This window comes from Chryseolinea sp. T2 (assembly GCF_037203685.1).
Lineage (GTDB): Bacteria > Bacteroidota > Bacteroidia > Cytophagales > Cyclobacteriaceae > Chryseolinea.
Map to the genome: position 1 here is coordinate 406,581 of NZ_JBBCAU010000004.1, position 18,813 is coordinate 425,393.

At 47.3% G+C, this 18,813-nt stretch carries 17 protein-coding genes; 12 read left to right on the forward strand and 5 right to left on the reverse strand.

Features of this window, described 5'->3' with window-relative positions:
* Positions 1 to 440: 440 nt before the first annotated feature.
* Positions 441 to 1,574, reverse strand: coding sequence for a helix-turn-helix domain-containing protein (locus WBG78_RS16155; RefSeq protein WP_337327487.1), 1,134 nt, complete (start codon positions 1,572 to 1,574; stop codon positions 441 to 443).
* Positions 1,575 to 1,735: 161 nt separating this feature from the next.
* Here WBG78_RS16155 and smpB point away from each other — a divergent pair, with 161 nt between their 5' ends.
* The 9 genes from smpB (at position 1,736) to WBG78_RS16200 (ending at position 10,354) form a co-directional block, all read left to right on the forward strand.
* Entirely contained in the window at positions 1,736 to 2,254 is a 519-nt protein-coding gene (gene smpB / locus WBG78_RS16160) for an SsrA-binding protein SmpB (protein WP_443092783.1), read from the forward strand.
* Between the two features lie 20 nt (positions 2,255 to 2,274).
* Positions 2,275 to 3,066 carry a C40 family peptidase gene (locus WBG78_RS16165; protein WP_337327488.1) on the forward strand — a complete coding sequence of 264 codons (792 nt, stop codon included), beginning with the start codon at positions 2,275 to 2,277 and terminating at the stop codon, positions 3,064 to 3,066.
* A 335-nt stretch (positions 3,067 to 3,401) separates the two neighbouring features.
* On the forward strand, positions 3,402 to 5,807 hold the full coding sequence (locus WBG78_RS16170; RefSeq protein ID WP_337327489.1) for a bifunctional YncE family protein/alkaline phosphatase family protein: 2,406 nt from the start codon (positions 3,402 to 3,404) through the stop codon (positions 5,805 to 5,807).
* Positions 5,808 to 5,876: 69 nt separating this feature from the next.
* Positions 5,877 to 7,175: a nucleoside hydrolase-like domain-containing protein gene (locus tag WBG78_RS16175; protein WP_337327490.1), complete on the forward strand. Its 1,299-nt coding sequence runs from the start codon at positions 5,877 to 5,879 to the stop codon at positions 7,173 to 7,175.
* A gap of 159 nt (positions 7,176 to 7,334) precedes the next feature.
* Complete coding sequence (locus WBG78_RS16180; protein WP_337327491.1) at positions 7,335 to 7,754, forward strand: ester cyclase; 420 nt, start codon at positions 7,335 to 7,337, stop codon at positions 7,752 to 7,754.
* 8 nt (positions 7,755 to 7,762) lie between these two features.
* Positions 7,763 to 8,437, forward strand: a complete 675-nt coding sequence (locus WBG78_RS16185) for a Type 1 glutamine amidotransferase-like domain-containing protein (protein WP_337327492.1) — start codon at positions 7,763 to 7,765, stop codon at positions 8,435 to 8,437.
* A gap of 123 nt (positions 8,438 to 8,560) precedes the next feature.
* Positions 8,561 to 8,947: an energy transducer TonB gene (locus tag WBG78_RS16190; RefSeq protein WP_337327493.1), complete on the forward strand. Its 387-nt coding sequence runs from the start codon at positions 8,561 to 8,563 to the stop codon at positions 8,945 to 8,947.
* A gap of 114 nt (positions 8,948 to 9,061) precedes the next feature.
* Complete coding sequence (locus WBG78_RS16195; protein WP_337327494.1) at positions 9,062 to 10,159, forward strand: permease; 1,098 nt, start codon at positions 9,062 to 9,064, stop codon at positions 10,157 to 10,159.
* A gap of 12 nt (positions 10,160 to 10,171) precedes the next feature.
* Positions 10,172 to 10,354: a hypothetical protein gene (locus WBG78_RS16200; protein WP_337327495.1), complete on the forward strand. Its 183-nt coding sequence runs from the start codon at positions 10,172 to 10,174 to the stop codon at positions 10,352 to 10,354.
* Between the two features lie 81 nt (positions 10,355 to 10,435).
* Here the strand turns inward: WBG78_RS16200 and WBG78_RS16205 are convergent, their stop codons facing one another.
* The 4 genes from WBG78_RS16205 to WBG78_RS16220 all read right to left on the reverse strand — a co-directional run bounded on the left by WBG78_RS16205 (position 10,436) and on the right by WBG78_RS16220 (position 16,506).
* Positions 10,436 to 10,909, reverse strand: coding sequence for a hypothetical protein (locus tag WBG78_RS16205; protein ID WP_337327496.1), 474 nt, complete (start codon positions 10,907 to 10,909; stop codon positions 10,436 to 10,438).
* Between the two features lie 155 nt (positions 10,910 to 11,064).
* Positions 11,065 to 12,585, reverse strand: a complete 1,521-nt coding sequence (locus WBG78_RS16210) for a RagB/SusD family nutrient uptake outer membrane protein (protein ID WP_337327497.1) — start codon at positions 12,583 to 12,585, stop codon at positions 11,065 to 11,067.
* A 10-nt stretch (positions 12,586 to 12,595) separates the two neighbouring features.
* Positions 12,596 to 15,796, reverse strand: a complete 3,201-nt coding sequence (locus WBG78_RS16215) for a SusC/RagA family TonB-linked outer membrane protein (RefSeq protein WP_337327498.1) — start codon at positions 15,794 to 15,796, stop codon at positions 12,596 to 12,598.
* Positions 15,797 to 16,017: 221 nt separating this feature from the next.
* On the reverse strand, positions 16,018 to 16,506 hold the full coding sequence (locus WBG78_RS16220) for a hypothetical protein (RefSeq protein WP_337327499.1): 489 nt from the start codon (positions 16,504 to 16,506) through the stop codon (positions 16,018 to 16,020).
* Positions 16,507 to 16,793: 287 nt separating this feature from the next.
* On the opposite strand from WBG78_RS16220, the gene WBG78_RS16225 reads away from it, so the two are divergent.
* From WBG78_RS16225 to WBG78_RS16235, 3 genes are all read left to right on the forward strand, one after another.
* Positions 16,794 to 17,315, forward strand: coding sequence for a VOC family protein (locus tag WBG78_RS16225; protein WP_337327500.1), 522 nt, complete (start codon positions 16,794 to 16,796; stop codon positions 17,313 to 17,315).
* A gap of 15 nt (positions 17,316 to 17,330) precedes the next feature.
* Positions 17,331 to 17,855 (forward strand): SUKH-4 family immunity protein, encoded by a 525-nt coding sequence (locus WBG78_RS16230; RefSeq protein WP_337327501.1) that lies wholly within the window; start codon positions 17,331 to 17,333, stop codon positions 17,853 to 17,855.
* A 94-nt stretch (positions 17,856 to 17,949) separates the two neighbouring features.
* On the forward strand, positions 17,950 to 18,675 hold the full coding sequence (locus tag WBG78_RS16235) for a DUF4886 domain-containing protein (RefSeq protein WP_337327502.1): 726 nt from the start codon (positions 17,950 to 17,952) through the stop codon (positions 18,673 to 18,675).
* The last annotated feature ends 138 nt before the right edge of the window (positions 18,676 to 18,813 follow it).

The following is an 18,813-nucleotide window of genomic DNA, read 5'->3' on the forward strand; positions in this document are numbered from 1 at the left end:
TGCAACCAGACTCACTAACTTAAAACTCCCATTTGTCCCGGCTGGCATTTTATTCGTGCCGGCCGTAGACAACAAGCAATCACCCTGTATCTCCCTTCCCTCCCGACCCTGCATTTTATTCGTGGCGGCCGTACACACAAACAACAACAAGCAATCACCCTGTATTAAAGTGTGGGAAAGCAAAGCCGCAGTCTCCCATTCCTGCGTCGCTCCGCGCTGCCTCGGAATTAACCCAGCTACAACCACTGCGCCATCAAAATGAAACCATAGCAAACGTGAAGCCCTTTCAAATCAACGCACTTTCCGAAAACTCTAAAACTCCCTTAACTCCCGACCCTGCATTTTATTCGTGGCGGCCCTACACATAGACAACAACAAGCAATCAACTTATGTTAAAGTGTGGGAAAGCAAAGACCAATAGCAAACAACCAGGCTTAATCTCAGGCAGGCGACGCAGCTTCGCTGTTTCCCTCACCATTCGCAACGTACTGGCTCGGCGACAAGCCAGTGTGCTTCTTAAAGGCATTGTTAAAAGTCGTCTTCGAACGGAACCCCGCCTCGTACGCTATTCCCAGCATGGAAAGCGTCTTGATCCGCGTGGTCAGCAAATACTTGGCTTCCTCCACGCGGTAGCGATTTACAAATGCATAGAAGTTTTCGCCAAACCCGGTATTCAATAAGTATGATAAAGCATGGGTACTAAGCCCTGCTTCTTCTGCCATTCTTGGCAGCGACAGATCAGGATCAAGAAACAATTTCTTTTTAGCCATAAGCTCCTCCACCCGGGCCTTATTGGCCTCAATTTCGTCATCGCTCAATCTCAGGGAAGTCACCGCATCCGGGGAGGGGTTGTTCAGTGATTGAATTTCATCGCGATGCTTCTGTGAATAAGGAAACAGTTCCCGCTGCGTGATGCCAAAGTAGGTGACGGTCATGGCGACAATCAGATAGCCGAATGGGACAAAATCCTCCAGCCACGATGAATGAAAGAGCCATGTCACGATCCATAAAACGATGGCTGCGGCAATGGCGATGAGAAACCATTGCACCCAGGCAAGGTCCGTCGTGGTAACGTCAGCTGAATAAACTTTTAAAGTGCGTCTGTATTTCGTCAGCCTTCTAAAAGAGAGAATCCAGTAGACCAGGGCCTGGGCACGGATAAACGCCATAACGAACAGGCCGATCCAACGCGATCCATTCGGTGGCAGGAGTTGTTCAGGCAGCAGATGTTGCAAGCCGATGACCAGGCCGATTCCGAAAATTGCCAGAGGTATAAAGTGTACCAGATCTCTTCTGGAGGCCTGATAGTTGGCCGTCGTGAATGCCATTATTGCCAGGTACAGAGCAGGGGCGATTACAAACACGGGTATCTCAAATACAATCTGAAGAGCGGTATTATCAATAAGAAGTGCCTGACCTTCAAGGGAGGTATGGATAAGGGTGAATGCAAAGCCAAAGAAAAGTACTCCCATCCAGCGACTTGCCTGCTGGTTGTAGCGTGGACTGAAAAGAGTTAGCTGGCACCCTGAGAGCAAAACTCCCGCAGCCAATAGCATTGTTACCGAAGTGATCATATGCCCCGGGATGATAAGACTTCGACCCCAAAGCAAAGTCGCCATATTATTGCTTAATCTCAAATTATTTTGATCTGTGGCATATCGATCGCCGTCCCCATCGCCGGTTAAAATTGCTATATTGTCGGCGGACTAGAACTTTTTGACCTCGTGCTGTGTCAATGACCAGACAAAGACTTTTTGTTTGGGCACAGTATTGCTCAGTATTTACAGGGATGAAGCCACAACGATTTTCCAACGATATCAATATCCGCAATCGCCAGGCGGGTTTTCAATACGAGCTGCTCGACAAGTACGTCGCAGGCATGGTGCTTACCGGCACCGAAATAAAATCCATTCGCGAAGGAAAAGTAAATCTTCAGGACGGCTATTGTTATATGAACGATGGCGAAATGTTCGTGAAAGGCATTAATATTACACCATACGCGCAAGGCACCCATTATAATCATGAAGCAACCCGCGAGCGCAAGCTCTTGTTGAAACGGTCGGAGTTGAAGAAACTGGAAGGTAAGGTTGATGAGAAGGGACTCACGCTCGTGCCCACGCGATTGTTTATCAACGATCGCGGTCTGGCAAAGCTGGAGTTTGCGTTAGGTAAAGGAAAAAAACTGCACGATAAGAGAGATAGTATAAAGGAGCGGGATGCAAAGCGTGAGTTAAACAGACTCAAACTGAAATGACACACATTTTTTAATCACGAATGGAGACTTTTGAGTACGGCGTTTGCCGCCTGAGTGTTGTTCCCGTTCGAATAGAAGCCAGCGATAGGTCTGAGCAGGTATCGCAGTTGCTTTTCGGAGACCATTACGAGGTGATATTTAAATCGCACGATCATAAATGGTTCAGGATCAGAACGCATTTCGATCAGTACGAAGGCTGGATCGATTACAAGCAGCACCATGGCATCAGTCATGAATATTTTGATTACCTGAATCGCGCAGAGTTCAAGATCACCACCGACACGACGTCGACGATCTTGTATAACAAGTCGCCGCTGATGATCCTGTTGGGAAGCATGATTCCGATCTCAAGCTTCGAACTCTTCAAGATGGAAGAACAGTTTGCCTTTAATGGCGAAGCAAAGAACCTGGGACAGAAACGCGAATACGAATATATGCGCAGTGTCGCATTCAAGTATTTTAATACGCCATATCTGTGGGGAGGGAGAAGTCCGTTTGGGATCGACTGCTCCGGATTCACGCAGATGGTCTACAAGATCTCAGGATACAAACTGTTCCGCGACAGCTGGCAGCAGGCAAACCAGGGAAAGTATTTCGCAACAGTAGACGAAGGTAAGCCCGGCGACCTGGTCTTCTTTAAGAACGAAGAAGAGCAGGTGAACCACGTCGCTATTTTGCTGGAAGCAGATCGCGTTATACACGCGTCGGGTAGGGTTAGGGTTGATCATGTAGACGACAAGGGAATTCTGAACGGTGATTCGAAGACTTACACCCATACTTTCTCGCATATCCGAAGGATTATAGCGATGTAAATCTGAGCTGGGACATAGCTTTCCTACAAGTTACCACTACCGTGTTCAAGGTTGCAAGCTAACAGTTGCTGGCACCATTAAATAAAAGTCTGCGGTACACTGCGTCTTAGCGTCAGCGCGGTGGAAAATGCGTCCTGAGCTTCTTCCCTTTTTTAACTGGCACGGGATTGTTTCCCGCGGTTGAAAATGCACCGCTTTCTTCCGTTGGCCTTTTGAGATCGCCACTAACTATTTTAACCCCGGATCTGCCCAGCACATCCACAACGAACATTTACTTAACACAAAGTTTCGCCCCAAGTTGATTTTCATTTGTAGCTTCATAAAAAAAATCGGCCATGCGATATGCCCTTATTTTACTGATGCTGTTTCAGCTTGCTTCTTCGGCAATGCTCGCCCAGGAAACCAAACAGGTCACCCTTCCCAATGGATGGAAGCTTTCACCGGCAGGGGAAAGTATGCCGCTTGGTGATCTTCCATTGAATATGGAAGTCAGTCCGTCGGGAAAGATGATGGCCGTAACTAACAACGGTCAGGGTATACAAACCATCGAACTTATCGACTTGTCCCGACGTGTTAAAACGGATTCCATTGTAATAAAGCGTGCCTGGTATGGGTTGGCCTTTTCTCCGGATGAGAAACAACTGTATGTCTCTGGTGGCCATAACAACCACATTCTCATATATGCAATCAATAACAGCAAACTTCAGCTCACGGATAGTATTACGCTTGGTCAACCCTGGCCCAACCGCGTTGGACCCGCTGGCATTACGGTCGACGCATCGCGCAATAGGCTATACGTTGTTACCCGCGAAGACAAAATGTTGTACATACTCGATACCCGAAAGAAAACAGTGGTGTCAAAGTACGGTATTCCTGCAGAGGGATATGCAAGCAAGCTGAGTAAGGACAAGGACGAGTTGTATATTTCATGCTGGGGTTGCGATAAAGTTTTGATATTTGATCTCATTAAAAATGTATGGAAGCAGTCGATTCACGTCGGCGATAACCCTAACGAATTGCTTCTGACTTCGAATGGAAAACATCTGCTGGTTTGCAATTCAAACGACAATACCGTTTCCGTAGTCGATCTGAAGCAACGCAGGGTGATCGAGACACTCGATGCCGCGCTCTTTCCAAATTCCCCCAGCGGATCCACAACCAATAGCCTCGCGTTGGATGAGAAATCGAAGACGTTATACATTGCGAACGCTGACAATAACTGTCTCGCCGTATTCGATTTTTCGAAGCCGGGTCAGAGCCAGCCGCTCGGATTTATCCCGACGGGATGGTATCCAACATGCGTACGGCTGGCAGATAACAAATTGTGGGTATCGAACGGAAAAGGATTTGAGTCAAAGCCAAACCCATTTGGTCCGGCTCCGACACGAAAGAAAGAAGATGTAATTCATCACGGCGGAATCACAAAGCAGGGAAGTGAGGTTCAGTATATTGGATCGCTGCTCAAGGGAACGATGAGCATCATTACCAAACCAGACAAGACTCAACTGGCTGCCTGGTCGAAAGCGGTGTATGAAAATTCCCCCTACACTGCCTATATGAAGGGGAGTGCCTCGCCCGCTCCAATAGCGTTAGGTAAATCATCCCCGGTTAAGTATGTGTTTTATATCATCAAGGAGAACCGTACTTACGATCAGGTATTATCAGATATGAAGCAGGGCAATGGCGACTCTACGTTGTTGCTGTTCGGAAGAAAAAATACACCTAACCAGCATAGGCTCGCCGAATCATTTGTGTTGCTTGATAACTTTTACGTGAATGCTGAAGTGAGTGCAGACGGACACAACTGGACGGTTGGCGGATACGCGACCGATTACATCGAGAAGACGTGGCCCACAAGCTATGGAGGAAGAGGAGGGACCTATGGGGGCGAGGGCGAACGCGAAATAGCAAACAATAAGGACGGATTCATCTGGGACAACTGTCACCGCTATGGTGTAACGTTCCGAACGTACGGTGAATTCGTTGATGATGAAGGAAAGCCAACGATAAAAGTTCTTGAAAACAATACCTGCAGGGAATTCGCGAGCTATACACTTGCTATCCGTGATACGTCGAGATTCTACGCATGGAAGAAGGATTTTTCGAGACTGCTAGAGGAGAACAAAGTTCCTCAGTTTAATACCGTGCGTTTCGGCAACGACCACACTGAAGGCATGCGACTGGGGAGGCCTTCGCCTTATGCGCACGTGGCCGACAACGACCTGGCTGTAGGCATGTTCGTTCAGACCCTGGCCGAAAGCCCCATCTGGAATGAGTCCGTCGTGTTCATCGTAGAGGATGATGCTCAAAATGGCGCCGATCACGTCGACGCTCATCGCAGCACGGCGTACCTGGCTGGTGGATATGTCAAGCGAAATTTTGTAGATCACACCTTTTATACAACGGCATCCATTCTGAAGACATTGGAACTGATCCTGGGAATGGAACCGATGACTCAATACGATGCGGCAGCAACGCCGATGTGGAATTCATTTAACGCTACACCACAGCCATTTGAATTTAAGGCCATCGCTCCCTTCATTGACCTTAACCAGAAGAACGTTGCCGTCAATATCTGGCAGAAGAAGTCGGAGAATTTTGTGTTCGACAAAGAGGACAGCAACAATGACATCGAGTTTAATCTGGTTTTGTGGCATGGTCTGAAGGGTGACGTGCCCTTCCCCGGCCCGACACGTGCTGCGTTTATTACGCCTCTCGCCGACGATGATGATGACGATTGATCCTTGATCGCGTTTGTTTAATTTTAGTTTCGTGCCAAGGGCATGGTGCTCCGGCACAAGACCAAAGTAATGATGTTAAAGGCAGGAACGATTCTCTTATGCGTCCTCGGTATTTGGCTCTCACACGGATACGCTCAGCAGCCGGTGCCCGTTAAACCGAGGATTCTCATCAGCACAGACATCGGCGGTACTGATCCCGACGACAATCAATCATTGACTCACTTGATGATGTATAGTGATAAATTCATGATTGAGGGACTTGTCTCATCTCCATCCTATGGTAAAGGTAGCAAGGCTGAAATTTTAAGAATGATTGGTTTGTATGAGCAGGATTATCCAAAGCTGAAAGCTCATCAAAGCGGTCTGGCTAGTCCTGATCATCTCCGATCGGTTACAAAACAGGGACGACAGGGAAACGCTCCTTTCGCAGGCTACACAAAGGCTACCGAAGGGTCTGAGTGGATTATCAGGTGCGCGCGATCTGAAAACACTCTTCCACTCTGGGTATTGTGCTGGGGAGGACTTGAAGACTTAGCACAGGCTTTACATGATGCCCCTGATATAGAAAGTAAGATCAGGGTATACTGGATTGGAGGACCCAACAAGAAGTGGAGCGCTAACAGCTATGCCTACATTGCCGAACACTGTCCAAACCTTTGGTTTATCGAAGTCAATTCCTCCTACTATGGATTGTTTTCAGACAACGAGAATCTCGACAGTGTAAGGACTACTGATTACTATAGCAAATACATCAAGGGCGCCGGAAGCTTGGGCAAGGACTTCAAAAAGTATTATGATGGCCATGTAAAAATGGGTGACACACCCTCACTTCTCTATATGATGGACGGCGATCCAAATATCCCCGGACGTGAAAGTTGGGGCGGCAGCTTCGAACAACTGTACAGTAGCCCGAGGGTAGTGTTTGACAGAGCCACCAATGTAAAAGATACAGTTGCCTTTTGTACAGTCGTAGAGTTTCGTCTTAGTGGGCCGGAAGTCAATATCCCGACCGATTCAGCTTGCTTCTGGATGGAGACACCTTTCAAGAATACAGTTCAAAAGTGGGCCGGGTATTATCTCGGAAACGGCAGATTTGGACTCAAGTATGTGCCCAAACAAGCCGAAGTGGTGAACTACAAATTCCGCTCTGCCATCCCAGGTTTTAAGGCAAGCGAGGGAACACTGGTAGTCACTAATCTTTGGCCTGGGAAACAACATTCTACTAACTATTCATTGGGCAATCATTGGTATACCGACAAAAATGATTTGCAATTGTTTGAGGGTAAGATTCAGGGAGGCAAAACAGTTTCGAAGTGGCGTACAGAGTTACTGCTGGACTGGGCGAAACGCTGGGAATGGCTCAAATAGCTTGGCTGTGATACAAATGGCCCAAAGACTGATACTCTTCCCGATGATTGTTCTTACATGCTGAAGTTGTTCGAAACCAGTATCTACGGTAGACCTGACAGCCGGGCAAGTAAGAAACTAATTGATGTGACCAGACAGATTTGAAGTGACTAACAAGATATGACAAACGAGACTCAGGAACGAAACAAAGAAGTCGTACGACGCTTTAACAAAGAAATACTCGAGCAGGGGAAATTTGAATCTTTCCAGCAGCTCGTAGACAAGGACTTTATTAACAGAACGGCGCCGCCCAACGCCAATGAGGCCGAAGGATTGTGGAACACATTTTCAAATGTATTAAGACCGGCATTCCCCGACCTCACCGTCGAAATTCATGACCAGGTTGCTGAGGGCGATAAAGTCGTGTCGCGAAAGACTATTTCCGCCACGCACAAGGCAAAGATATTTGACGTTCTTCCCACCGGACAGAAAATCAAAATCGAAGTGATCGACATTGTGAGAGTGAAGGATGGAAAATATATTGAGCATTGGGGAATCAATACGTTGCAAACAGTACTGGCAGAGTTGAGAAAAGTATAACTTCCAGAATGAAACTTCTTCTTACGTCAGCGGGCATTAGCAACACAAGCATTCGCAAGGCATTGATTGGCCTGCTGGGTAAGCGCATTTCTGATTCGACGGCTCTGTTCATTCCAACCGCGATATACGGCATACCTGGTGGAGGTGAAATCGTAAGAAAGGTGATATGCGGATCATTAGGTGATCCCTTCTGTGATCTGGGCTGGAAGTCGCTTGGGCTGCTGGAACTTACAGCATTGCCAAGTATGAAGAAGGAATTATGGATGCCGATGCTTCAGGAGACGGACGTGCTGCTTGTGGGCGGTGGCGATTGTCAGTATCTGTGCTACTGGATGAAACAGTCTGGCCTGACAGAACTGCTGCCAACGCTGTTGAACAAGATGGTGTATGTTGGGTTGAGTGCCGGTAGTATGATCATGACGCGATACGGAACGACGTACGGCAATCATACGCTGCCACCAGATGCTGATAAGTCAATTGGCATAGTTGACTTTGCCATCCACCCGCATCTTGATCACGCGTGGTTCCCGGAAAACTCATTGGCAAAGCTGGAGAAGTTGGCCGCTACACTACCTATGCGATCGTATGCGATTGATGACAATACAGCTATAAAGGTTGTGGATAATAATCTTGAAGTTATTTCCGAGGGACACTGGGAGCTTTTCGAGCCAGACAAAAAATAATCGTTAACCGGACGGAGAATCAAAACTACCGAACACAATTGCAAGCTGGGAATCGGACCTGGCTATTTTTTTTCAACACGATGTGACTTTCAGCCGGATTGGGAATTGTAGTGGTGGCGCTATATGAGAGTCGTTTATATCCTTACCCTTCTGACGCTGACCTCAATCGAAGTATTTGGGCAGATTACTACAAGCCGTGAAGCAGATGACGACACAATCATTTGTGTGATTGGAAGTGCTGCTTCGTATCGCGGTGGCATGGATTCACTTAAAAGCTTCATTAAGAGGAATCTGATCCAGTCATCAAACGGAACAACCGGTAGGGTGTTCGTTGCTTTTACTATTGGAGAAGACGGTAGAGCAAATGACTTTGAAATTGTAAGGGGACTCACGGCAGAGTGTGACGAGAAAGCACTCGAAGTTGCAAGGAAAATGCCCCTTTGGACTCCCGCCACTCAAAATGGTAAGGCTCTGAGTTGTCGAATGGTAATGCCGGTACTGTTTGAGTGAATCCGGTTCACGAATACCACCGAAATAAATATCAGCTCGCGTTTTCAGCCGTTGTTTATCGCTGCTGCAACTCGTATTTTCACCCTTCGCTTCAAAGCAACCAATACCCCAACCGTGAACAAAGAGAACATCATCAAGGCAACGATGCTGGCGGCCTTTCTGCTACTATTCCTTTTGGGAAGTCGATTTCAGGCAGAGGCAAACAAGGTGGTGTGCCTCGAGGAGAAATGTGAGAAGCCTCATGCACACGGTGAACTCAATTTTCATGAGCAGTTTCCTGTAGAGCATCAGGATTCGTTTGGTGTCGCCACCGTGAAGTCGTCGGCAAACTTCTGGATTGCCAATGCCAGCGGAATGACATTCGCGTTGGTGATCGCAGGTGCCGGATTATCTCTGGTACTTTCCTACAAAAGGATAGGGTCATTCCTGGAAACCAGGGGACTCAAAGGTGCTGCTCTGGGATCAGTGATTGGAATGCCGCTCAACATGTGTGCAAACTGTTCGGCGGTTGCCAGCGTGGGTATCAATGCGAGGTCAGGCAGCGCAGAATCTACCTTAGGCGTTATCCTTGGCGGCGCCTTGTTTAACTTTATTGGAATCGCCACCATGTTCACTTTATTCGATCCCGCAGTGGTGGTTTCCCGTATCGTGTTTAGCCTCATGATGATCCTGATAGTGGTACCGTTGGTTTCAAAAACCATTGTATCGCGACAACAATCTGTATTGAACGACAAGGTGGCAAATGCCATCTCATGTTATTTTCCCGAGAAGACGTTCCTTCAAACTATGGTAAAGGCCTTCGAGGACTGGCTGATCCTCACCGGCAACCTGGCGATCAAGTTATTGCCCCTGATGTTCCTGGGTACAGTGCTGGTGGCCCTGTTCAGAGTACTATTTCCGAACGAAGTACTGGAAGAAATCGGACATTACAATCCGCTGCTCGTGATCGTAATCATTTCCTTCATTGGAACATTTCTTTCTATTCCCGTGCTGTTCGAGATCCTCCTGGGTACGGTATTGCTTCAACTTGGATTCTCAAACGGAGCCATTGCAGCCATGCTATTCACTGCACCGTCCTATGGCATATTCACGATGGTGCTTACTCGGGAGAAACTGGGAGGTTACAAGGTGCCCATCATTCTGATCGCCACTACTTTTCTTTTTGGAATAGGGACGGGACTGCTGGCGGATTTTTTAACGCCTTACTTGTAAATCCAGGCATTCATGACATTGCAAAAATCCATTATTGGCATCGTTCTGTTCGCAGTTCAACTGGGCATCGCTATATACTTCAACGCTTCTGTTGACCTTAAAGTCGTTGTCGCACTTGCAATACCGACCCTGGCGTATATCCTGTATAAGTACTTTTCGAAAAAGTACGATCAAGACGCAGGCCCGATAAAATAGCATACCGGGCCTGCATTGATTTTAAGCGTTTGCTGCTAACGATGTTGACCTTCAAAAGTGGCCAACGTTCTCGGGACTATATCAATCATTTAACAGTTCCACTTTGCCATTAATCGTGTCAACGAACGGCCTGAGATTTTCCGGCACATTGGATTTCATCAAGTCAATAAACCAGAATTGTCTTTTTCCATGATGTTCCATTTCGAAATAAAGTCCGCCCCAGTCTCCCGCGTCCGGTTCCCCGATCACGGTTTCGGTAATGTCAAAGAGTTCGTCTGGAATTTCATCTCTCAGTGTTTTTACCTTTTCAAACTGAGAGTTGTCAAGTAAAACATAATCGCCCTCGTAGGCCTGGGAAGACATTGGATATTTGTCTTTGGTGTCTTCGTAAATGGAAGCGTCCGTAAGTTTATAGAACTGGACACATCGATCTCCACTGCACATCCCGTAATAGCGGCCAAAGACTATGTAATCCGAAGCTGATTTCTCACTGGTCGGGTCGTCGGACTCACAGGCCATTGTAACAGCCAGGAGCATAATAGCTATCCGTTTCATTCTCATTCTGTTTTCTGAATGTTAGACACATCCAGAGGGGAAAAAGTTAGAACGGGTATAAATTTTTTAAAGAACGTCAGTTGATTCCAGATTTTAGACAAAGGTCTGAAAGCTGGAATCAACCGCCGCCCGAAAATCCTGTTTCCGGGACTGGACTATGGATTTTTTTCGATCAGCTTATTCGTGGATATTTCCCCGCTGGGTATCGGCCAGATGTAATTGCTGGACGTAGGCAATACCTGCGGAGCTGTACCAATCGCACCTACCTTGGCTGGCAATGGTCTCCCGAGACGCTGCAGGTCTCCAAGTCTGAATCCTTCTCCCACAAATTCTATACGCCGCTCTGTAAGGATCGTTTCAATCAAAGCCTCTTGCGTGGAAACTGAAGCATCAGGAAAAACGTAGGCTGGATGCGCTCTGTTTCGCACTGCGCTTAGCAGCTGCGTTGCCCTGGAGAGATCGTTCGTACGGGCTGCCGCCTCGGCATAGTTGAGCAATACTTCAGCGTAACGAATCACGGGAACGAAATCACGGAAAGGCGCCGTTGTTATACTGAACTTTCTAAGCACTTTCTGCTTGGCAGAATTTGTACTCACAAGCGACGAGCGTGCGTCTGCAGCAGTGGTGAACACTGGATCTGATACAACTCCGTTGGCTGCCAGGAAAATAATTGGCTGGCCCAGATAATTATATGCGAGCGAACTCTGCGACGGAGGAGTCTCTGTCGTTGTATTGGCAAACGGAATGGTGAACACCGCTTCACTTCCGATGTAGCTGCCGCCAAACACTGTTGCCAGACTTGGCTCCAGCCTTTGGGTTAGGTTGCCAACAGTATACTGGAATGGCGGAGTTGCAGGCACCAGCTTTTGCGCTTCAGTAATTACGCCGGCGTAGTCTCCTTTGTGAAGATAAACCCTGGTTTTAAGCGCAACAGCGGTTGCCTTTTTGGCACGTGTCGCGTTTAGAGTGGCCGTTGAATAGTTATTTGGAAGCGCGACCTCCGCTTCGTTGAGGTCCTGAAGTATCTGTGAGTAAATTTCTGCAACACTGCTTCTTGACATGTCATTAAACCCTGCGCCTGTTATCGGTGTTATCCGCAACGGAAGGCCTAGTCCATCTTCGTCCAGATAGTAAGACTTTGCATAAGTCTGAACAAGACTGAAGTAACTCAGCGCACGGACGAACTTAGCCTCACCCGTATACAGCCGCTCTATCGAATCGGAGACCACGTTGCCGTCCTTAAGCTTGTCGATCAAAATATTAGCGGCATTGATCGCGGTGTAGCCCGCAGACCAAACGTTGTTGATGTACTCACTCGTGCTGGCAACGTTTTGATTCCATACCGCAGATCCGGCCGCCGCATTGCCATCGTTCTGTCCGAACTCATCTGCGCGTTGTTCATTAAACACGATGAGTCGTCCACCATAAAACGTGGCGCTCTGCAATTGCCCATAAAGGTTGTTCACCTGTGCCTGTATCTTTCCCGATGTACTGTAAGCGTCATCTTCAGGGATAGTCGTCTTGGGCACAGTATTAAGTACATCATCATCGCAGCCTGCCATGATCGCCATGCAAAAGAGCGCCGCAGCGACAGAAAGAAGTATTGCCTGGTTCTTCATTCGAATTTTATTGTTGGCAACAGATGTTGTTGAATCGATCTTAAATTCTTTTCTCATAACAATGCGTTTAAAAGCCCAGGTTAAGTCCGACGGTAACAACTTGCGCATTAGGTGGCACATTCTGATCCTTTCCGGAATGAATTGAGTTTCCGTTGATAGAGACTTCCGGATCGGAACCACGATACTTGGTTATAGTAAACACATTGCTTCCCTGCACAAACACATGTGCATTGGATATTTTTCCCGCGAGGAACGTGCGCTCAAATGGGATGGTATATCCCAGCGAAATGTTCTTCAGTTTGAGATAGTCGCCCTTCTCCACTTTCGATGTTGCGGAGAACGAGAATCCAGCTGATACGTTGTCGCCGTAGTACAATTTCTGGATTTCTGTTACCTGCCCTGGTGTCGTCCAACGATCTTTGATGAATTCACCATTATTGAAATATCGCTGGTCGCTATTGGTGGCACGAGTTCCGTTATAGAGCAGGTTGCCGGTAACAAAGGTGAAGTTTACGTTCAGATCAAATCCCTTATAGAGGAACGTGTTGTTGATGCCTCCGAACATCTTCGGAAGCGATGGTCCCTGCATAACGCCATCCGTATAGTTGTCAATAGCTGGCGCTTCCTTACCATCGGATACATACGTCCACTTGGGAGAACCAATGTGATTGTACTGTACCTCGCGGCCATCGTGATTAACAAAGATCATCTGACCATTCTCAGGATTGACACCATTGCAGGGCACTGCGTAAATCGACCCGATCGAGTATCCAACGCGCGTCATGTTTTGCACGCCAAACACCGAGGGTACAAACACGTCCGACACCAGCGACGTTACACGGTTCTTCAGCGTGGATAAATTAATTCCCGCATTCCATTGGAAGCCGGGATGATTGATTAGCACAGCGTTAATACCGAGTTCGATCCCCTGGTTATACAAACTGCCGACGTTCGAGTTGATGTAATTCCCGGGTATGCCGGCCGACAGCGACTGTGGTGCCTTAAGGATAAGGTCATTAACGTCATTTTTATAGTAGTCTAACTCTACAGCTATACGGTCATTCCAAAGTGTGAAGTCGATACCGACGTCCATCTTCTTACTGGTCTCCCACTTAAGATCAGGGTTTGCTGCCTGCGAGAATCCAAGTGTGGGCACGCCTCCATACGTGTTGGAGCTGTAAGTGCCAATGGCGGGGTAATCGCCGATTTCACTGTTACCCACAACACCATAGCTACCGCGAAGCTTGAACATTCCAATAATTCCCGAAAGAAACGAATCGCTGAAGAAGCTTTCCTCATGGATGTTCCAGCCAAGGGCCACGCCACCGAAGTTTCCATATTTGTTACCCTCGGCGAGCGCCGACAGGCCGTCGCGACGGAAGTTGAAACTAACGAGGTATTTCTTATTGAAGTCGTAGTTTACATTTGCGAAATAGGAGAGAAGCGCGTTTTCTGAATAAAGGTTTCCATAGGGAGCAATGTTCGTATAGCGTCCCTGGTAGTTGGAATAGTCGGGATCAGTAACATTGCTCTCAGATGCACCCCATCCGTCGGACAAAGTCTTGATGATTTCATACCCTCCCAACGCATAGAAGTTATGCTTCTCATCAAGCGACAGATTGTAAGACAATGTATTTACCCAATCAGTTCTGTAAAACTTAGTGTGGGTATTTCGGGAGATACCATTAGACGATGCACCACCGCCGTGCACAGAGTTAAAGAAGGATTTGTTCTGTACCTGGAGGTTATTGATACCATAGCTGGACCTGAACTTGAGATTCTGAACGATCTCGATTTCACCATACACGTTACCGAACAAAGTGTTGTTCTCTGATGAATTCAGATCGAGTGTTTGCACCATGGCAAGGTTGTAGGCGTTAATCGTTCCAATGATCGAGGGAATATTCGCGCCGTAACCCACCGACACTCCGTTTTGTATACTGTAACTGCCGTCGGCCCTGTACACGGGAACGTTTGGAGGAAGCACGTAAGTCATTCTGGCCAGTGGCTCATTCGTTATGTATTCCGTGTTGTAGGTTGACGGTCCCATGGAGTTGGCAGGAATAGCACCCGTGTTCGTACCAATATTCATACCGTTGCTGTACGTTGCATTCGCGCCGATGCTAATTCGTTTTGTTACTTTTTGTTCGATGTTAAACCTCACGCCAGTGCGTTCGTACGAGTTGTTGCGTATGTAGCTGTCCTGGTTCGTGTAACCTACGGAGAAGAAGTACGACGTAGCTTCAGTTCCTCCGGAGAGACTTACGTTGTGACTCTGTGCGAAGCCGGGCTTGAACCCGACATCATACCAGTTGGTATTTAGCGTCGATCCATCTTCATTGAGTGTAGGGAAATAGCCGGGCTCTTTTCCTGCATTAACCAGCGCCTCATTCTTGATCATCATGTAATCTTCTGCACTTAACAAATCTGGCAGGTTGTATGGTGTCGAGCGACTGAGCCACATGTCGTAGTTGACCTTGGTTTTGCCAGGCTTGCCTTTTTTTGTAGTGATAACGATCACTCCGTTCGCGGCACGCGATCCATAGATTGCGCCGGCAGAAGCGTCTTTAAGTACATCAATAGTTTGTATGTCGTTTGGGTTGATATCCGAGAGGGGATTGTTACCAACAAGCCCTCCGATGGAACCGACGAACATTGTTACACCATCCACGACCACCAGTGGAAACAGCCCCGACGTGATCGAGTTGATACCGCGAACGCGCATCACGGGTGTATTGTTGAGGATGTTCGTTGGCTGTATGATATCGATACCCGTAGCCTGTCCACCAAGCAACTGGTCAAAACTTACTGTAGGACGATTCATCAATTGCTTGGAGGAAACCGTGGCTACAGAACCTGAGAATGATTCCTTCTTCTGCACATTGTAACCGCTCGAGATCACGACTTCCGAAAGCGTCGTAGTACTTTCTTCGAGTGCTATCACGATTGGATCATTGCTGTTCGCTACGATCTCCAGAATTCCAAATCCGACGGCAGTTACGGAAAGGGTTACAGGGAGCGGGCCACGTGTGCGCAGGGCAAATTCTCCTTCGGTATTGGTGGTTGTCGCTTCTGCGGTTCCTTTGATCAATACAGTGGCATAAGAAATGGGTTTGCCTGAACCGGCATCACTAACGGTTCCGGTAAGCGTGGTTTCCTGCGCAAGGGCAACCGTTGTGGCAATAAAGGCGACGACAGACAAAGTGTATCGCCGTATCGACGGTAATTTTCCTGGCAGACTTAATAAACGGGTAAATGTTTTATTCATGTTTGGGCTTGTGAGTAATAGGGTAGTAAAACAATTAATGTGCACCGCGACCTCGGAGAATGCAGCAGGCAAATGAGGACAAGCATCACCGAACGTAGTTTCTACACGAAGGGTAACAGATCGGCAAAACAATCGCAGAACTTCATGAACGACTGGTCGCCCGCGAGTGCATCCTGAACATCAGGTGAAAACTTAATCTTGAAAAAGGCAGGTGCAAATGCTTAAGCAGCATCCGGCGGAGGCGACTCGACCGCTAAGCGCGTGTTGGAGTGATGAAGCGCAGGAGCTGTTTGTCCCAGGTCGTATGACCAGCCGTTTTGGGATATCACGGCTACAGGTATGCTGGCAACATAATCCTTGGTGAATTCCGTTAAGAGTTTAAACGCCTTTGAACCGTCAACGTCGGACGATTCTTTCACGAAGTCAGACATATAACCGAAGATCATCTTCTCCCGTACGTCCTTAATAGCCACTACGTATAGGGTGTCACCTTCCAGTTTCTGCTTCACGAGTTTGTAGAATTCTCCGCCATGTTCAAATGAGCCGTGCGCCGCCTCAAATTTTCCATCAGCAGGAGCGTATGGGAGGGTAAAGGGGAGTTTGAACGTTACGGTCTCTTCCGCTTTGTACGACTCATTTTCGATGCGCGCAGCCATCAGTATCCGTGCGTACTGCCTCCACGTTATAGATATGAAGTAGTAACCTCCCATGTGAAACACGAAGGCACAAAGCAGAAATATGGATGCAATCCGGGCCAAAGGAGTGGTAAGCGTGACGAGATACGAAGAATTGATAAGATGTCAAAATTCGTCTTCGCATTTAGGTGCGCTACTCAGATTCAAGTTCTTGCGACCTCTGGTTTAAAAACATGCTTGCGACATTCCGGTGTGCAGGAGCCGGATCGTCAGGCATTCATGGTTAAATGTTTATTTTCATATGGGCTTCGAACACGCCTCCGGCATATCTCTGCGGCTCCATCTTACACAACATCGCACCAATGAAAAATATAGCAATAGTCGTTCTCCTGATGGCGACATCCTTTATTTTCGGATTCGCTTTCAAATCTGCTCAAACTCAAAACACCAAAAAGACCATGAAAAAGGTAACAGGCATAGGCGGCATCTTCTTTAAGTGCAAAGACCCCAACAAAATGAAAGAGTGGTATCAAACCAATCTTGGACTGAATACTAATGAGTACGGAGCGGTGTTCGAATGGTACCAGGGCGCCGACAACACAAAGAAGGGCTTTACCACCTGGAGCCCCTTTGCCGAAAAGACAAAATACTTTGAGCCATCAACGAAGGAGTTTATGATCAATTACCGGGTCGATAACCTGGAGGCCCTCGTTGAGGAGTTGAAGAAGAATGGAGTCACTGTCGTGGATGCCATCGAAGCATACGATTATGGAAAGTTTGTTCACATCCTCGATGCCGAAGGAAATAAGATCGAGCTATGGGAACCAAACGACGTTGAGTACGAGAAGATGGGCGTAGACTTGGGAGCACAGACAACCAAATAGCTCTTCTTATCCGAGATGACCAGGGACTTTACTCACCTCATACAACGATGGGGAGACCGATTGACGAGGCTCCCGGCAGACCATATTCACGACTTTAACCTGGACTCTGAAACGATCAGATTCCTTACAACAATTGGGCTGCCCGCCGATGTGCACGAACTGGAGCGTGCAATTGAAATCAACTTCTATACTTCTCCCCGCAAGATGGTGGTGAAAGATCTTGCCGGCGTAGGGTACTTAGTCATAGGAGATGATGCAGGTACCACCCTTGGTATATCTCTGGAAGATAATTGTGTTTACGCCGTTGACTTCAGCGGAACACTGTCGGCCGACCCGGTTTGTTTTGTTAATTCCGGAGTGGATAGATTACTCGAATCGATTGGTTGCTTCATTGATTTTAAGAAACGGGCAGAAGGCAGTGAATTAATCGAACATCAGTTAATCGGACTAATGAAGGACCAATTGAGGCAGATAGATAAGAGGGCTCTGTCGTCAGCTAAAACGTGGTGGAGCCAGGTTATCGATGATCCGATAATGTAGTAGAGTTTGAAGTCGTGGCGTGAAAAGAATTCCAGCCGTTGAATGTGGTAGGCAAATAGCTGACCCAACCACCTTGTATCAAAAATCGTTGTTCATGAAAGCATCACGACTGTTATTGTTGTCAATGATTTTTACCTTCTCCTGCGGGAAGGAAGACGTAGAATCATTCGAGGCACCGGAAAGCATTTTGTTCATAGGCAATAGTTATACCTATTTCAATCGTGGCCTGGCATTTCATCTCAAACAATATCTGTCAACAGATGATAAGAATTCTTCGGTCAGGGTTGAGGAGATTGCCAAAGGCGGCTATACGCTGGAGAGTCATTGGAAAGACACGGCAACTGTAAATGCAATACTTCGTGGAAGCTGGGACATCATCGTTCTTCAGGAACAAAGCCTGCGACCCGTCGATGATCGGGGGAAGATGATGACCTACGCGGCGAAGTTCGATTCCCTGATCAAAACTTCGGGGCAAACGAAGCTGTATTTCTTCATGACTTGGGCATATAAAGACCAACCCGACATGATCTATCCGGTTTCAGATTCTTATAATGATGTGGCCAGCAAACTGAAAGCGACCGTTGTGCCAGTAGGGCAGGCGTGGAGTCAGTTCGTTAGTTCGAAGGACACGATCAATTTGTACGATTCCGATGGAGCGCATCCGAACATCAACGGCACCTTTTACACAGCGAGTATTTTCTATAGAACAATGTTTCATAAAGACCTGAGTGTAAACAGCTATCGTGATCCATTGATATCGTCGGAGAAAGCTGCCGACCTTAAACAATCGGCCAATAAGGTAGAAGAGATCAGATACTGAATTCAACAACCACTTGAAATTGATCGGAGATTAATTTAGTCCCGTGTTAAAGAGATATGTGTAATCCATATATTCGGGCGAAGACGTCATCATATTGCTCGTAACAAAGGGATAACATTTTAACCAAGTTAAATTAAC

Bases quoted from the DNA above. Each gene is read 5' to 3' on its own strand.
- WBG78_RS16165 (WP_337327488.1), top strand. From the start codon at position 2,275: ATGGAGACTTTTGAGTACGGCGTTTGCCGCCTGAGTGTTGTTCCCGTT.
- WBG78_RS16175 (WP_337327490.1), top strand. From the start codon at position 5,877: ATGATGTTAAAGGCAGGAACGATTCTCTTATGCGTCCTCGGTATTTGG.
- WBG78_RS16215 (WP_337327498.1), bottom strand. From the start codon at position 15,796: ATGAATAAAACATTTACCCGTTTATTAAGTCTGCCAGGAAAATTACCG.
- WBG78_RS16235 (WP_337327502.1), top strand. From the start codon at position 17,950: ATGAAAGCATCACGACTGTTATTGTTGTCAATGATTTTTACCTTCTCC.
- WBG78_RS16185 (WP_337327492.1), top strand. From the start codon at position 7,763: ATGAAACTTCTTCTTACGTCAGCGGGCATTAGCAACACAAGCATTCGC.
- WBG78_RS16190 (WP_337327493.1), top strand. From the start codon at position 8,561: ATGAGAGTCGTTTATATCCTTACCCTTCTGACGCTGACCTCAATCGAA.
- smpB (WP_443092783.1), top strand. From the start codon at position 1,736: ATGACCAGACAAAGACTTTTTGTTTGGGCACAGTATTGCTCAGTATTT.
- WBG78_RS16220 (WP_337327499.1), bottom strand. From the start codon at position 16,506: ATGGGAGGTTACTACTTCATATCTATAACGTGGAGGCAGTACGCACGG.
- WBG78_RS16200 (WP_337327495.1), top strand. From the start codon at position 10,172: ATGACATTGCAAAAATCCATTATTGGCATCGTTCTGTTCGCAGTTCAA.
- WBG78_RS16230 (WP_337327501.1), top strand. From the start codon at position 17,331: ATGACCAGGGACTTTACTCACCTCATACAACGATGGGGAGACCGATTG.
- WBG78_RS16170 (WP_337327489.1), top strand. From the start codon at position 3,402: ATGCGATATGCCCTTATTTTACTGATGCTGTTTCAGCTTGCTTCTTCG.
- WBG78_RS16180 (WP_337327491.1), top strand. From the start codon at position 7,335: ATGACAAACGAGACTCAGGAACGAAACAAAGAAGTCGTACGACGCTTT.
- WBG78_RS16210 (WP_337327497.1), bottom strand. From the start codon at position 12,585: ATGAGAAAAGAATTTAAGATCGATTCAACAACATCTGTTGCCAACAAT.
- WBG78_RS16225 (WP_337327500.1), top strand. From the start codon at position 16,794: ATGAAAAATATAGCAATAGTCGTTCTCCTGATGGCGACATCCTTTATT.
- WBG78_RS16205 (WP_337327496.1), bottom strand. From the start codon at position 10,909: ATGAAACGGATAGCTATTATGCTCCTGGCTGTTACAATGGCCTGTGAG.
- WBG78_RS16155 (WP_337327487.1), bottom strand. From the start codon at position 1,574: ATGATCACTTCGGTAACAATGCTATTGGCTGCGGGAGTTTTGCTCTCA.